The sequence below is a fragment of the Bacillus sp. 220_BSPC genome (assembly GCF_001054655.1).
Classification (GTDB): Bacteria; Bacillota; Bacilli; order Bacillales; family DSM-1321; genus Peribacillus; species Peribacillus frigoritolerans.
The window spans coordinates 48,281-63,679 of record NZ_JVPL01000189.1; the positions used below are offsets into that span (position 1 = coordinate 48,281).

Consider the following 15,399-nt stretch of genomic DNA (forward strand, 5'->3'; position numbering starts at 1 on the left):
GGTGAGCAGCTGCTCATCTCTTTTTTCTATGAAACTAGCAAGAGTTTTGTCTATGGGTTATGCAAAAATGAATAGGTAATTCACGGCTGAATTTAAATGTGGGCGGAATGGGCAAAAAACCGTGAGTTACCTAAAATTTCAAACTGGCATGAATCTTGCTCATATTTTATATATAGGTAGATAACTTAAAACAGAGGAGGAAATTACATGCAGGAAACTTTGCAAAATAATACGAAAAAAGAAGGAACGGGAGCATTGGACTTAAAGATGTTCATCAATGGGGAATGGGTGAATTCGACTTCAGGTGAGAAGAGGGATGTATTGAATCCGGCCACGGGGGAAGTTATTGCCAAAGCAGCGGAAGGAACACAGGAAGATGTGGATGCAGCGGTCGAGGCAGCAAAATATGCTTTCTATGAAGGTGGTTGGTGGGGAACTCCTGCCGTCGAAAGAGCTCGCATTTTATTCAAAATAGCCGACAAAATAGAAGAAAAAGCTGAAGAACTAGCTGCGTTGGAAACATTGGATAATGGGAAACCATTGCGTGAAGCTCGTTTTGATATAGCTGATTCGGCAGCATGTTTTAGATATTATGCAGGATTGGCCACAAAACCGACAGGTCAGACTTTTGAAGTTCCTGACGGCCAGCAATCGATGGTCGTAAGGGAACCGATCGGTGTATGCGGGCAGATCGTTCCTTGGAATTTCCCGCTAATGATGTCAGCCTGGAAACTCGCTCCGGCGCTTGCTGCAGGAAATTCCGTTGTGTTCAAACCATCTGAGATCACTCCGGTGACGGCGGTCAAACTATTTGAAATCATGGATGAGGTAGGATTGCCAAAAGGTGTCGCGAACCTTGTGTTAGGAGCGGGGCCAGTTGTCGGACAAGCCATTGCAGAGCATGAGGAAATCGATAAAGTAGCCTTTACAGGAGGCACGGCAACAGGACGTAAGATCATGGAGGCTTCGCTGGGTAACCTAAAGAAAGTCACATTGGAGCTCGGCGGCAAATCGCCTAATATCGTATTTGCGGATTCTGACTTTGAGACTGCTGTTGATTATGCTCTATACGGGATTTTCTGTAATCAAGGACAAGTGTGCTCAGCAGGCTCCCGTTTACTATTGGAAGAGTCCATTTACGATCAGTTCATTGCAAGTCTTACGGCGAAGGCGAAAAAAATCAAAGTAGGTTCAGGTTCTGATGAAAACAGCCAGATGGGACCTATCGTTTCAGAAGCCCATATGAACAAAATATTATCTTATATCCAAATCGGAAAAGAAGAAGGTGCCAAATTAATCGTCGGTGGAAATCGAATTAAAGAAGAAGGCATGGATAAAGGTTACTTTGTCGAACCTACTATTTTTGTTGATACGACACCGGATATGCGGATTGTGCAGGAAGAAATTTTTGGACCGGTGCTCGTCGTTCAAAAATTCAAGGATGAAGCGGAAGCTCTGCGACTTGCCAATGATACGAAATATGGTTTAGCGGGAGCGGTGTTCACGAATGATATCTCAAAAGCGTACCGTGTCATTAAAAAAGTGCGTGCCGGCATCACGTGGATAAACTCATATCATCCGACTTACAACGAAGCTCCTTGGGGAGGGTTCAAGCAAAGTGGAAATGGACGCGAACTGGGAACTTTCGGTTACGAAGCTTACACCGAAGTGAAGCAAATCAATAATAACTTGGATATCCAGCCAACTGGCTGGTTTGATGAAGAGTAAATAGCTTGACGAAAAAAGGCTGTTCCTGGCGGAACAGCCTTTTTATATGGAATCGCAGATATAATTCGAGAATCGCAGATATAATCCGAGAATCGCAGATATAATTCGAGAATCGCAGATATAATTCGAGAATCGCAGATATAATCCGAAAATCGCAGATATAATCCGAAAACCGCAGATATATTCAAAGATTGCTAAACATTTCTATACTTTTGTTGGACTTTTTCAAGGTCAACCCGTCCTGAAAAGAAAACGGCGCCATTACCCATATCCGCGAGGCGATCTGGGGTAAGGGAATTGATGTGTTGCTTTGTTTTTGGCGTATTCTGCCACAAGCCTTGGCTGACAAGAACGCCTGGTAACACATTTTCACCGGGAGCAGCGGTAAGTAAACATTCACCGCGACCGTTCCAGATTCTAACCATATCTCCGGCGGCTATTCCCATTGTTTTGGCATCGGCGGCATTCATGTGCAGTTTCGGTTCCTTTTCCATGGAGATATGTTTGGCATTATTTGAAAAGGTTGAATTCAAGAAATTGTGATTAGGTGCCGGAATGAATAAAAATGGCAGGTCACTGTCTTTTATGATTGGCGTATATGTGGGCAATGGCTCGTATCCATCCCGCTTCATCCGTTCGGAATAAAGTTCGATTTTACCGCTTGGTGTCGGGAGTTTGCCTGGGAACATCGGCTGCATTTTGGCTTTGACAAATTGATTCCTTGAAAGGGAGTCATAGGTGATGCCTTCCAAATGCGGGTTGTCGGGAAAATCCAGAGCCTGCCGTATCATATCTTCCTCTGAATCTCTAAATGCTTGTTCCCCAAATCCCATCCCAGCAGCCAACAGTTTGAACAATTCAACATTCGATTTCGATTCGCCATATTTTTCGACTACAGGTTTTTGTATTTGGACGTAATTATGCCAATATGAATTATAAAAATCCTCCGTTTCATAAGATGACGTGGCAGGTAGGACGAGGTCGGCAAACATGGCCGTTTCGGTTAAGAATAGATCATGGACCACTGTGAATAGATCTTCCCGCATTAGACCTTCCTGCACCTTATTTGCATTCGGAGCGACAAGTGCTGGGTTGGAGCCGTATACAAACATGGAGCGAATCGGGTTTTCTTTTTCCATTAGAGCTTGGCCGATTTGGTTCATATTAATGGTCCGGGTAGCTTTATTTCGCAATAAATCAGGACGTCTTAAGGCATTTATATTAAAGGCCAGATATCCTGAATTCCCTTTGATGGCTCCGCCGCCTTCCTCCATCCATTGGCCGGTAAGGGCAGGCAGGCAGGCAATGGTACGTACCGCCATGCCTCCATTGTCATGGTGCTGCAGGCCATTGCCTATCCGAACGAATGATGGGCTTGTAGTGCCATACATCCTGGCAAGTTCATATAAGTCATCAATGGGAACGCCAGTTATCGCGGAGACGGTCGCAGGGTCATATTGGCGGACATGTTCGCGCAATTCAGCAGCACCCACTGTGTATTCATCGAGAAAAGGCTGGTCGACTAGATTCTCGGCATATAGAATATGCATTAACCCGAGGGCAAGTGCACTATCGGTGCCGGGCAGAATCGGAATGAACCAATCTGCCCACTTGCCGGTTTGGTTTTTATGAACGTCAATGACAACTACTTTGGCCCCGTTTTTTCGGGCTTGCTGGGCAAGTGTCACTTGATGCATATTAGTGCTCACAGCGTTGATGCCCCACATAATGAATAGCTTGGTATGGATCGTTTCTTCTGGATCGATGCCGAATGAACCACCCATTGTATAGCTGTATCCGACTGAGCCTGCCGCATTACAGATGGAACGCTCGAGCATGCTTGCACCGAGTTTGTGGAAAAAGCGGCGATCCATCCCTTCGGCGCTGAGGTTGCCCATGTTTCCGTAAAAGCTGTAAGGAAGTATGCTTTCCGGTCCATGCATTTCGATCAAGTCTTTCCATTTGGAAGTGATTGTGTCAATGGCCTCTTCCCAGCTGATTGGAACGAAATTCCCTTTTCCTTTCGGACCAATGCGCTTTAATGGCTGTTTTAAGCGATTGGGGTCATATAGGCGGGCAGTCATGTTGCGGACTTTGTTGCAAATATTCCCTTTTGTGACTGGATGATCAGGGTCTCCTTGAACTTTAATGATTTTCCCATCTTTTTTGTGCAGCAGTAAACCGCATTGATCAGGACAGTCAAGAGAACAAACAGAGGGAAAGACTCCATCTGGCTGATTGATATAGGATTGCATGGCGCATTCCTCCTAAATGATTTATTCTAATAAAATGAATTTTCTTACTTATATTGAAAGTGAAATCGTTGAAAGGTGCAAGAACTTCTTAACATATGTTTTTTTTTCTGATAAGCTTACAAGATGAAAATTAACCTATAAATAGGAGGATTCATTTTTGGAATATGGAATTATAATATCAATTGCAATATACATGGCAGGTATGCTTTTAATTGGTTATTTGGCCTATCGGAAAACGGCTAACTTAACCGATTACATGCTTGGCGGCCGGAACTTGGGCCCGGCTGTAACGGCATTGAGTGCAGGGGCTTCCGATATGAGTGGCTGGCTGTTGATGGGTCTTCCTGGTGCGATGTACATAAGCGGGTTGAGTGCTGGCTGGATTGTCATCGGCCTGTGTGCTGGCTCTTATTTAAACTGGTTATTCGTGGCACCAAGACTTCGGACATATACGGAAATTGCCGGCAATTCGATTACGATTCCCGACTTTTTGGGAAATCGGTTTAAAGATGGCTCCCGGGTCTTAAAAGTGGTATCAGCATCGGTCATTTTAATTTTCTTCACCTTTTATACCTCTTCAGGCATGGTAGCAGGCGGTGAGCTTTTCCGTACGGCTTTCAATTTAGATTACCGGTGGGGTATCTGGCTGACGGCGAGCGTTGTTATTCTTTATACATTATTTGGCGGATTCCTGGCTGTCAGCTGGACGGACTTCGTACAAGGTACAATCATGTTCATTGCCTTAATTCTAGTACCAGTTGTCACGATTGTAAATATTGGAGGCTGGGATCCTACCTTCAATGAAATAAAATCGATTAACCCGAATTTATTGCATGTTTTTGAAGGAACATCAACCATTGGCATCATATCTCTTCTGGCATGGGGGCTTGGTTATTTCGGGCAGCCTCATATAATCGTTCGATTCATGGCGGTCTCATCTGTTAAAGAATTGAAAAGTGCACGGCGTATCGGTATGGGATGGATGATTTTTGCTATCGTCGGAGCGATGTTCACCGGATTGGTGGGGATAGCATATTTTAACCTGACAAATAGTCCTTTAGGGGAAAGAAATGCTGAGTCCGTATTCATCATTTTAGCTAAAGAACTGTTTCCTTCTTTAATTACAGGCTTCTTGTTGGCTGCGATTTTAGCAGCGGTCATGAGTACGATTGCATCACAGCTGTTAGTATCGGCAAGTGCTCTGACAGATGATTTCTATAAGCAGTTCATACGGCCGAATGCATCTGATAAGGAATTAGTGCTGGTAGGTCGGTTTGGCGTATTGGCTATATCTGCCGTTGCCCTATTATTGGCTTTTAATCCAAGCGGTACGATCCTTAAATTGGTTGGTTATGCATGGGCTGGTTTTGGTGCGGCATTCGGTCCTGTCATTCTGTTAAGCCTGTACTGGAAACGGATGACGAAATGGGGAGCCTTGGCGGGAATGATTGTCGGTACGGCAACCGTGATCGTCTGGGATATGATCGATAAGTTTGCTGAAATATACGAAATCATTCCTGGTTTCATCGCTGGTTCAATAGCGGTTGTCGTTTTCAGCTTATTAACGCCCAAGCCTACAAAAGATATAGAAGAAGAATTCAATCAAGCCATTAAAGACCTTTCTTGATTTATTGAACGTCCAGTTAAACTGCTGCTGGATTTTTTAACGATATAAAACAATGAATGCAATATATATGGTACAATATCGATAGAGTCCTTATGTTGAAAACATGAGGGCTTTTTTTGAGTGATTTGGGAATAATAAACCAAAAAACAATGCAAAGGAAAAAAAATGAACCAATCTCATAAAATTGCATGTAAAGTGGCTTTTATATATATATTCTTTGGGGTCTTATGGATTATCGTTACGGATTACATCTCTATGACACAGGCGAGGGAAGATGTTCAAATATATGCAATGTTTCAACATTCCAAAGGGTGGATGTTCATATTCATAACCGGGCTTTTCCTATACTTCATAATCAGGTATTGGACGGGGAAGATGTTGAGGTCCCAACAGGAATTCATTCTTAAGGATGAACAGTATCGGTCGCTGTTCAAGCATAACCCGGATTGTGTCCTTGAGCTGAATCTCGAAGGAAATGTTGTTTCGATAAACCCGGAAGCCGAAAAACTGTTAGGTCATAATAGTGACAATTCGAAAGGCAAGAATGCGAATCATCTCATCAACTGGAATGAAAGTGATAAAATAGCTGAGTTCTTTATACAGTCCCTTCAAGGGGAGGCTGTAAAATTCGAAACGACCATTCAGAATAGCAGTGATGAACAACGGATAATCCGTGTAACTTTTTTACCGATCATCGTCCACTCGGAAATGCTTGGAGTATATGCCATCGTAAGGGATATCACCGAATTGCGGCGCGAAGAGGAATTGATGATCATGTCTGAAAAGCTATCTGTTATCGGACATCTGGCTGCGGCCGTCGCACATGAGATAAGGAATCCGCTGACATCGTTAAAAGGATTCGTACAGTTAATGGATATGACCCAGGAAGTGAATCCGCTGCATTCTGATATCATGTTGAAGGAAATTGACCGAATCAATATTATCTCAAGTGAACTTTTGGTTCTCGGGAAGAAACAGGATGTCGCATTCTGCAGGATCGATCTTGCCGACAGTTTACAACAGGTATTCACGTTGATGAAAGCAGAAACGAATTTGAATAATATCGAAATGGGGCTAAGGATTAAAACCGCCGAACCGATTAATATTATGGCTGATTCAATTGAACTTAAACAGTTGGTAATCAATATCGTCAAGAATAGCATTGAAGCGATCGAAGATAATGGGGAAATTGATATATCGCTGCAAATCATCGATGGACATGCTGTAGTCAGCGTGAGTGATAATGGCATGGGAATGGGACCCGAGCGCCTTGAACGGATTGGTGAACCTTTTTACTCGACGAAGGAAAAAGGTTCAGGGATCGGGCTTGCAATTTGCCGGAAAATCGTTCATCGCCTTCAAGGGGAAATGGATTTTGAAAGTGAGATAAACAAAGGGACGACGGTTACAATTCGTATTCCGTTGGCTACTGGACAAGAATAAATGGTACTATGAAAGATAGGAAAAGTTTTATATTAAAGGAGAACGATATGAGCGAATTACCTGCATTAATAAACGATAGAAAACCATATATACAAGAAGCCTGGAAAAAGTCCGGATTCGGACAACTTACCCCGATACAAACGAAAGCGATTCCCGTGATTGTCGAGGGAAAGGATATCATGGCCGAATCACCGACAGGTACAGGAAAAACATTGGCATATTTACTGCCATTGCTGGAAAAGATTGATCCTGAAAAAAAATCGCCCCAAGCTTTGATTCTGGCATCATCACGAGAACTGGTCATGCAGATCAATGAAGAAATTCGCATTTGGTCAGAGGGAAGCGGCATTACGGGTGCAGCATTCATCGGCGGTGCTAATGTAAAAAGGCAGTTGGACAAACTGAAGAAGCGTCCACAAGTGATTGCTGGAACACCGGGACGGATTTACGAATTGATTGCCCAAAAGAAACTGAAGATGCATGAAGTTAAGACGATAGTACTTGATGAAGGTGACCAATTGATCATTCCAGAGCATATGGGAACGATCAATAATATTATCAAAACAACACTAAAAGATCGGCAAATCATGGTATTTTCAGCAACCCTGCCAGAAGAAACGGAAAAAGCGGCCCGGGGATTCATGAATGAACCTGAAATGATCAAGGTCGATAAAAATGAAAAAATGGAATCCAAGGTGGACCATCTTTACTTTGTTGTTGAGAGACGGGAAAAGTCCAAGATTCTCGAGAAAATCACAAGACTTAAAGATGTGAAGGCACTTGCCTTCCTGAATGATATTGCGGAGCTTAGCGTCTTACATGAAAAACTGAGTTATAAAGGTATTGAAATGGGCGTGCTTCACGGTGAATCCAATAAAGTCGACAGGGAGAAAGCACTGCGCAAGCTTCGTTCCGGAAAATCCCCGATGCTGATAGCAACGGATGTAGCGGCAAGGGGGCTTGATATTAAAGGTCTTACTGCGGTCGTTCATATTGATATGGCTGACAACATCGAACAATATATCCATAGATCCGGTAGAACTGGGCGTGCAGGTGCAGATGGTACGGTCATTTCAATCGTAACGGAAAGAGAAGAGCGAGAGTTGAAAAAAATGGCTCGTGAACTGGAGATTCCATTAACGAGAGTAACCTTCTATGGTGGAAACATCGTAGTCGATGAATGATTCGGAAAAAGGGACGGCCATGGCGGCTGTCCCCTTTTTTTGGAATTCACGTTAGGATTAAAAATTAAAAGAGGTGCTCAACTTACAGGATCCAACTGAACAGAATGCAGCTTATTTTTACTAAATTCAGGGTTAATTTATGGGGGATAATCATGAATGAAAACGCTTCCTTTATGTGGGTTTTTGACATATGATAGCAATAGACATAGGTTAGGAGGAGACGGTATGACAAGAAAGTATAAACAATTTGAAACGGCAGTCATCCATGAAGGTTATGACTCGAAGAAGCATTTGGGAAGCTTGGCAACACCTTTATTCCAAACCTCAACATTCACTTTCGAAAATGCCGAGCAAGGGGAGAGGCGTTTTGCCGGTATCGAAGATGGATATATTTATTCTCGCCTTGGAAATCCAACGGTACAAGTGCTTGAAGAAAAGATTGCCGCACTGGAAGGCGGGGAAGCTGGCCTTGCTTTCGGTTCAGGCATGGCAGCCGTTTCAGCAGTACTTTTTGCGTTAACTAAAACAGATGATCACATCCTCTGCTCACAGGGGGTATATGGTTGTACATTCGGCCTTCTGCAGCTAATGAAAAATAAATACCGGATTACTCATGATTTTTGTGAAATGGATACTGAAGAACAGGTTAGGAAAATGATCCGGCCGGAAACGACCTGCATCTATGTAGAAACCCCGATCAATCCGACGATGAAAATGATTGACTTACAGATGGTGGTAAGGGTTGCGAAGGAATATAATGTAACGGTCGTAGTCGATAATACGTTTTCGACGCCCTACCTACAGAGACCGCTTGAATATGGCTGTGATATTGTCCTTCATAGCGCTACGAAATATCTTTGCGGGCATGGGGATGTCGTTGCGGGACTTGTCGTCGGTAAAAAGGAATTCATGAATCATATAGCTGGGACTACACAGAAAGATATCGGTGGAATCATTTCACCATTCGACGCCTGGCTACTATTGCGGGGGTTAAAGACCTTGCCCGTCAGGATGGACCGTCATTCGGCCAATGCAATGGCAATCTTTCATGAACTTAAGAAACATCCAAAGGTGAAAAAGGTATATTATCCAGGTGATGATGCTTCACCGGATCATTATATCATGCAAAAACAGATGAAACATGGCGGCGGCCTTATCTCTTTCGAATTGCATGGCACAAAACAGGATGCACAGGATTTCCTCAATAAATTGAAACTTATCAAAATTGCCGTAAGTCTAGGGGATGCCGAAACATTGATCCAGCACCCCGCTACCATGACGCACTCTGCCGTTCCTGAAGATTCACGGGAACAAATGGGCATCAGTGACCAGCTGGTCCGTCTCTCAGTTGGCCTAGAAGCTTGGCAGGATATATGGCAAGATCTTCAACAAGCATTTTAGGGTACCATATCCCTCATTTAGTTCCTTCTATTTTTAATGAAGATGGTGATGGATACGATAAAAGTGATGGTAGCCAGGATATAAGAAATGTCTGTGATTACCGGATAGGCGTCGCTATTTCGTATCCCGATGCCTATGAACGCCCAAACGAACACGAGAGGATAGCACCAATCCCGGTTTTTACCTGCAAAGAAAAAGGCCAGGGTTGTTGCAGCAATCAGCAGGACGATCGTCCAGGTTGATTCGGAAACCCCAAAACCGTCCCATTTGATATAGGTTAGGTAATAAGAAATGTCAGCTATAGTTGCGACACTAACCCAGCCTGTATAAACGGAGAATGGAAATAGGTCAAAAGTAGTGTGTTCCACTTTTTTTATGTTTGTATAAATGACCATTAAAGTAACCAGCAAAGCAATGATAATGAATACGGATAACAAAAAGTGCTCGTAGTGCCAAGCTAAAAGCCATGCGCCATTCAGGACACAGCTTAAAGCGAACCAAGGGAAGGATGCCTTATAAGCGGGGCTGTTTTGATATTTACTTAAAAACTGCCTGAAGACCCAGATGGCGAGCAGGAAATAGATCAAGCCCCAAATGGAAAATACATAACCGGCAGGAGTGAAAAGGACATTAAGTTTATCGGAAATCTCTCCTGATGTCTGGCCGTTCAATGGCAGGAAATTGGCTGAAAAATTCATCGTGACAACGAACAGATAGAAAATCAAGTTGATGATGGAAATAAGCATTAAGCTTCCTCCTTATATGAATTGTGATCCCCTAATCCTATTCCACATATTTATCCTGCCTAACCTTTTTGGAGCACATCGGGGTTAATGGGGGACCATTTTTACATAAAGATAGGAAGTTCCTGTAACAATTGAACCATTTAAGGTTAGAAATTTTACATCTTCACTTTATGGTGATAAAATATTCAAAGATTCATATTATTTTAGTCCTTCGGGGTCGGGTGAAAATCCCAACCGGCGGTGATGAAGAAATTCTAAGCCCGCGAGCCTGTTAAAAGGCAGGATTTGGTGAGATTCCAAAGCCGACAGTACAGTCTGGATGGGAGAAGGACGTGTGGAACCCAAGTGTATACGTACGCCTAATTTTTCGAAAATGAAAATATTAGGCTTTTTAGGTATACAATTTTTTTCACTCATTTCTCCTGCTAACTCCTTAGGCCATCCTAAGGGGTTTTTTATATTTTATAAAAGGGGGAAAAACATGTTTACGGGAATCATTGAGGATATCGGTACCGTACATTCCTTGAAAAAAGGAAAAAGCAGTATGGAGTTATCGATTCGTTCTGAAAAAATCCTTGAAGATGTGCATCTGGGGGATAGTATTTCAGTCAACGGGGTCTGCTTAACGGTAACGTCCTTCACGAAAAGTTTATTTACGGTCGACGTGATGCCGGAAACGGTCAAAGCTTCCTCGATCCGGACGTTAAAATTGGGATCACCTGTTAATCTCGAACGAGCCATGAGTGCACAGGGAAGGTTTGGCGGTCATTTTGTTTCAGGTCATATCGACGGGACCGGAACGATCATAAAAAAAGAACGGAAAGAAAATGCCGTATATTATGTAATCCAATTGGAAGAAGGGCTTAGTGCCTTTTGCATTCCAAAAGGTTCCGTGGCCATTGATGGAACCAGCTTGACGATATTTGGGATCGAAAGGAACCTTTTGACGGTATCATTGATTCCATTGACTCATCAGGACACCATATTGGGACAAAAAGCGGCTGGCGATATCGTTAACATCGAAAACGACATGATTGGGAAATATATAATACATCAAATGAAAAATGGCAATCCAAAACCAGGACTGAATTTAGAGTTTTTGGCAGAGCATGGATTCTAATAAAAAGGGCGGTGTAATGATGTTCCATACAATAGAAGAAGCAATAGAAGATTTAAAGGCTGGCAAGGTAGTAATCGTGTCCGATGATGAAGACCGTGAAAATGAAGGGGATTTTGTAGTGTTGGCCGAAAAGGCGACACCGGAAGCGATTAATTTCATGGCGACTCATGGACGTGGTTTGATTTGTACGACCATCACTGAACAACTGGCAGCAAAATTGAAACTGCATCCTATGGTTGGAGAAAATACCGATCATCATGGCACTGCTTTTACGGTAAGTGTCGATCATAAAAGCACCTCTACAGGAATCAGTGCTTTTGAACGGTCCTTGACCATCCTTGAGCTTCTTAATGAAGATTCGGTCGCTGAAGATTTCCAAAGGCCTGGTCACACTTTTCCGATAGTCGCTAAAGAAGGCGGCGTATTAAGAAGGGCAGGACATACGGAGGCATCGGTGGACTTGGCGAAGTTATGCGGTGCCGCTCCAGCCGGTGTCATTTGTGAGATCATGAATGAAGATGGATCGATGGCCCGCGTATCCGATTTAGAAGTCATCGCTGACAAATTCAACCTGAAGTTCATTACGATAGCCGATTTGATTCGGTATCTTCAACATAATGATCCAATCGGGAAACAGGAACTTGAACTGAACATCCCGAAAGCTTGAAGGATTTTTAAGGATTGAAACCTTAACATGAAAAAAAATTATTGTTTTTAAAAATTAGGAGGAATTGGACATGGGGAAAACTATTGAAGCACAATTAATCGGATCAGGATTGAAAGTAGGAATCGTGGTAGGGAGATTTAATGAGTTTATCACAAGCAAGCTTTTAGGAGGGGCATTGGATGGCCTTAAGCGTCATGGCGTTGATGAGAATGATGTTGACATCGCGTGGGTCCCGGGTGCTTTTGAACTTCCGTTAATTGCTAAGAAACTTGTGAATACAGGTAAATATGATGCGGTAATCGGTCTTGGAACGGTAATCAGGGGGGCTACTTCACATTATGATTATGTCTGCAATGAAGCAGCTAAAGGCATGGCTTCCGTTTCATTGGAAACAGGTGTACCGGTTATCTTCGGTTTGCTGACAACTGAGAATATTGAACAAGCCATTGAACGTGCTGGAACAAAATCAGGTAACAAAGGCTATGAAGCTGCGGTTAGTGCCATTGAAATGGCCAACCTTGGAAAATTGATAGAACAGTGATTTCACATAAGGAAGCCGCAGGAAATAACATTCCTGCGGCTTTTTTTGATGTGCCGGATCTTGGTTCTGATTGAGTCAAGTTTCTTCAACCATTTGGCAATTCTTCTTAAGTTCGTAAAGTTCCTAGCCATTGATCGATTAGTTATTGCGGCTCTTCGACACTCACCGAAACCCCTTCAATCGAAATACCACGATTTCAAAGTAATGTGTTTTTTCATTATTTATCATTATAAATTATGGGAAGTAAGGAATCATTAGGGAGTTATTCGAAAAAAAAACGAACAAAAGCGTCACGTAATGGAAGCATGATAAAATATGCAGATATGATTATGCTACAATTGTAAAGATTGCAATTGAAATTCATGTCTTTAGGGAAAAGTAAATTTATTAGTTATTAGGAGGGGTTTGTGTGTACCATCTCTTTACACATAATGATTTAGATGGAGTCGGGTGCGGCATTGTAGCTAAGCTGGCATTCGGAGAAGATGTAGTGGTTAGTTATAATTCAATTGGTCGCCTTAATCAGAATGTAGGCGCATTTCTTGAGCAGGCCAAGATTGAAGATACATTGATCGTTACTGATCTATCGGTTGATGAAGATAATGAAAAAATGATTACTCAGTTTGTGGAAGATGGAGGCAAGGCTATGCTGATCGATCATCATAAGTCAGCACTGCATTTGAACGAACATGATTGGGCATCTGTAACTGTCGAACAGGAAGATGGTAAACAGACGGCAGCCACATCATTATTCTATCAGTATGCAGTTGAAAATAAATTGCTGGAACCTTCAAGCATTGTCGCTGAATTCGTTGAATTGGTCCGTCAATATGATACTTGGGAATGGGAAGTCAATAAAAATACAACGGCAAAGCGATTGAATGACCTGTTTTTCATGATTCCGATAGAGGAGTTCGAAATGAAAATCGCAAATAAGCTGTCCACGGCTGAAAGTTTCACTTTTGACGAAGTGGAGCAAACGCTTCTGAATGTTGAAGAGAGTCGAGTGGATAGGTACATAAACAGGAAAAAAAGAGAAGTTTATCAAGCTACGGTCGGTCCCCATACAGCTGGTGTGGTCCATGCAGAGTCATACCATTCGGAATTGGGAAATGAACTGTCGAAAGAGTTCGCACATCTGGATTATATAGCCATCCTGATGGTAGGAAGTAAAAGAATCAGCTTCCGGACAATCCACGATGATATAGATGTTTCTGAGGTTGCTGGCAAGTACGATGGTGGCGGCCACCAAAAAGCCGCCGGTTGTATGATGTCCGAAAAGGCTTATAGCCAATATGTCGAAAAGACCTTCTATGCCGAGCCCCTTAAACGAGACGCACATAAGAATCAATTGAATGTAAAAGGATCCCCAGAGGGTTGCCTATATTCAACAAGAGACAAACAGGACATATTCATCTATGAAGATGAAGAAGAGGAATGGATTGTTGAAATCAACGGCAAACAACAGAAAAAAACATTCGATACATTTGCGGAAGCGGAAAAATACATGAAGCGGAAATACGCTGCATGGCTGGCCCATGATGAAAGATATGAAGAGTTTGTCAATAAGGGTTAATTGGAAAAGCGGCTGTCCGAATGGGACAGCCGCTTTTTGATCTTGATTTTATCTTTTAAGCGGGACAGGATGAACGATCGTGCGTGACTGTTTTTTTGGAATGGAATTTTGGCGATGAAGAATTGCATTGATTTCTCCGCCGATCACAAAAATCAGACCACTCAAATACAGCCATAGCATCAAGATGATGACGCCTCCTAAACTGCCGTAAGTGGAAGAGTAGTTGGCAAAGTTACTGACATAGAATGAAAATCCAAGTGATATTCCCAGCCAAAGTACAGTTGCGGTCACTGCGCCAGGGATGACATGTTTAATGGGAAAACTTTTATTCGGTGCAAAGCGATATAAAAAGGCCAGGACAAGTGAGATGACCACAACCGCGATGACCCACCGTAATAAGCTGAATAAGATTTGCGTTTCTTCTGGGATCGGAATGACCTGCTGTAATAATTCGATGATGACTTTTCCGAAGACGGGGAGACCTAACATGACGATGAATGCTACAACCAGGCCTAATGTCAATATAATGGAAATGAAGCGGGCTTTAATGAAATTCCTTGTTTCTTCCACATCATAGGCAATATTCATGGAATGGATGAACGCATTCATTCCGTTGGAAGCGGACCATATCGTTCCAAGGAAACCAAAGGTCAGTAACCCGCCGTTCCGTTCAGATAATATGTTGATGATATTTTTCTCGATGACTTCCATCGTTTCTGCAGGCATGAAGGTTTTTATCGTGTCGAGGGCTGTCTGAATATCGATGTTCAGATAAGGTAATATGGACAGCAGTAATATGAGCAAAGGGAATAGTGCCAGTAAATAGTAATAAGCTTGTTCTGCTGCCAGCCCGGTCACACGATCTTCCTTTATTTCTTTAATAAGTTTCTTTGAAAATTGGATCGACTTATTCATCTGGGCATCACTCCTGAATAGTTACTTAGGTTATCTGCTTCTATTCCCTCTGTTCATGTAAGTTAATCCTCAAAAGAAAAGAAATTGAAACCTCTAATCCGGGCACTTGTAGAAGCTTGTAACAATGACATAACCCGCAAAACATATTTGGAGAGAAGCAAGTTTAAAATCCTCAGTAAAGAAATATCCCTCAATC

11 protein-coding genes, 1 pseudogene and 1 riboswitch are annotated in these 15,399 nt (G+C 42.6%); of the genes and pseudogenes, 9 read left to right on the forward strand and 3 right to left on the reverse strand.

Annotated features, from left to right (window positions below):
- Nucleotides 1-207 precede the first annotated feature (207 nt).
- Nucleotides 208-1,728 carry an aldehyde dehydrogenase family protein gene (locus ADA55_RS14575; protein ID WP_048685059.1) on the forward strand — a complete coding sequence of 507 codons (1,521 nt, stop codon included), beginning with the start codon at nucleotides 208-210 and terminating at the stop codon, nucleotides 1,726-1,728.
- A 194-nt stretch (nucleotides 1,729-1,922) separates the two neighbouring features.
- Here ADA55_RS14575 and ADA55_RS14580 read toward each other — a convergent pair whose 3' ends face one another.
- Entirely contained in the window at nucleotides 1,923-3,983 is a 2,061-nt protein-coding gene (locus tag ADA55_RS14580) for a molybdopterin oxidoreductase family protein (protein WP_048685065.1), read from the reverse strand.
- A 157-nt stretch (nucleotides 3,984-4,140) separates the two neighbouring features.
- Between ADA55_RS14580 and putP the strand changes: the two genes are divergently transcribed.
- From putP to megL, 4 genes are all read left to right on the forward strand, one after another.
- Entirely contained in the window at nucleotides 4,141-5,610 is a 1,470-nt protein-coding gene (putP, locus tag ADA55_RS14585; protein WP_048685068.1) for a sodium/proline symporter PutP, read from the forward strand.
- Between the two features lie 165 nt (nucleotides 5,611-5,775).
- A complete protein-coding gene (locus ADA55_RS14590) occupies nucleotides 5,776-7,053 on the forward strand; it encodes an ATP-binding protein (protein WP_048685071.1) in 1,278 nt (425 codons plus the stop codon).
- Nucleotides 7,054-7,100: 47 nt separating this feature from the next.
- Nucleotides 7,101-8,237 (forward strand): DEAD/DEAH box helicase, encoded by a 1,137-nt coding sequence (locus ADA55_RS14595; protein ID WP_048685074.1) that lies wholly within the window; start codon nucleotides 7,101-7,103, stop codon nucleotides 8,235-8,237.
- 225 nt (nucleotides 8,238-8,462) lie between these two features.
- On the forward strand, nucleotides 8,463-9,638 hold the full coding sequence (gene megL, locus ADA55_RS14600; protein ID WP_048685077.1) for a methionine gamma-lyase: 1,176 nt from the start codon (nucleotides 8,463-8,465) through the stop codon (nucleotides 9,636-9,638).
- A gap of 17 nt (nucleotides 9,639-9,655) precedes the next feature.
- On the opposite strand, the gene ADA55_RS14605 is transcribed toward megL, so the two are convergent.
- A complete protein-coding gene (locus ADA55_RS14605) occupies nucleotides 9,656-10,384 on the reverse strand; it encodes a TspO/MBR family protein (protein ID WP_048685080.1) in 729 nt (242 codons plus the stop codon).
- Nucleotides 10,385-10,587: 203 nt separating this feature from the next.
- A riboswitch (FMN riboswitch) is annotated at nucleotides 10,588-10,719 on the forward strand.
- 146 nt (nucleotides 10,720-10,865) lie between these two features.
- Here ADA55_RS14605 and ribE (ADA55_RS14615) point away from each other — a divergent pair.
- From ribE (ADA55_RS14615) to ADA55_RS14630, 4 genes and pseudogenes are all read left to right on the forward strand, one after another.
- Nucleotides 10,866-11,504, forward strand: a complete 639-nt coding sequence (ribE, locus tag ADA55_RS14615) for a riboflavin synthase (protein ID WP_034305702.1) — start codon at nucleotides 10,866-10,868, stop codon at nucleotides 11,502-11,504.
- 19 nt (nucleotides 11,505-11,523) lie between these two features.
- A pseudogene (ribB, locus tag ADA55_RS14620) lies at nucleotides 11,524-12,162 on the forward strand (3,4-dihydroxy-2-butanone-4-phosphate synthase); the annotation flags it as partial.
- Nucleotides 12,163-12,241: 79 nt separating this feature from the next.
- Complete coding sequence (gene ribE / locus ADA55_RS14625) at nucleotides 12,242-12,712, forward strand: 6,7-dimethyl-8-ribityllumazine synthase (protein WP_048685088.1); 471 nt, start codon at nucleotides 12,242-12,244, stop codon at nucleotides 12,710-12,712.
- Between the two features lie 409 nt (nucleotides 12,713-13,121).
- Nucleotides 13,122-14,288: a DHH family phosphoesterase gene (locus ADA55_RS14630; protein ID WP_048685091.1), complete on the forward strand. Its 1,167-nt coding sequence runs from the start codon at nucleotides 13,122-13,124 to the stop codon at nucleotides 14,286-14,288.
- 48 nt (nucleotides 14,289-14,336) lie between these two features.
- On the opposite strand, the gene ADA55_RS14635 is transcribed toward ADA55_RS14630, so the two are convergent.
- The gene (locus ADA55_RS14635) at nucleotides 14,337-15,203 is read right to left on the reverse strand and encodes a YihY/virulence factor BrkB family protein (protein WP_048685095.1); all 867 of its coding nucleotides are present in this window, start codon (nucleotides 15,201-15,203) and stop codon (nucleotides 14,337-14,339) included.
- Nucleotides 15,204-15,399 lie beyond the last annotated feature (196 nt).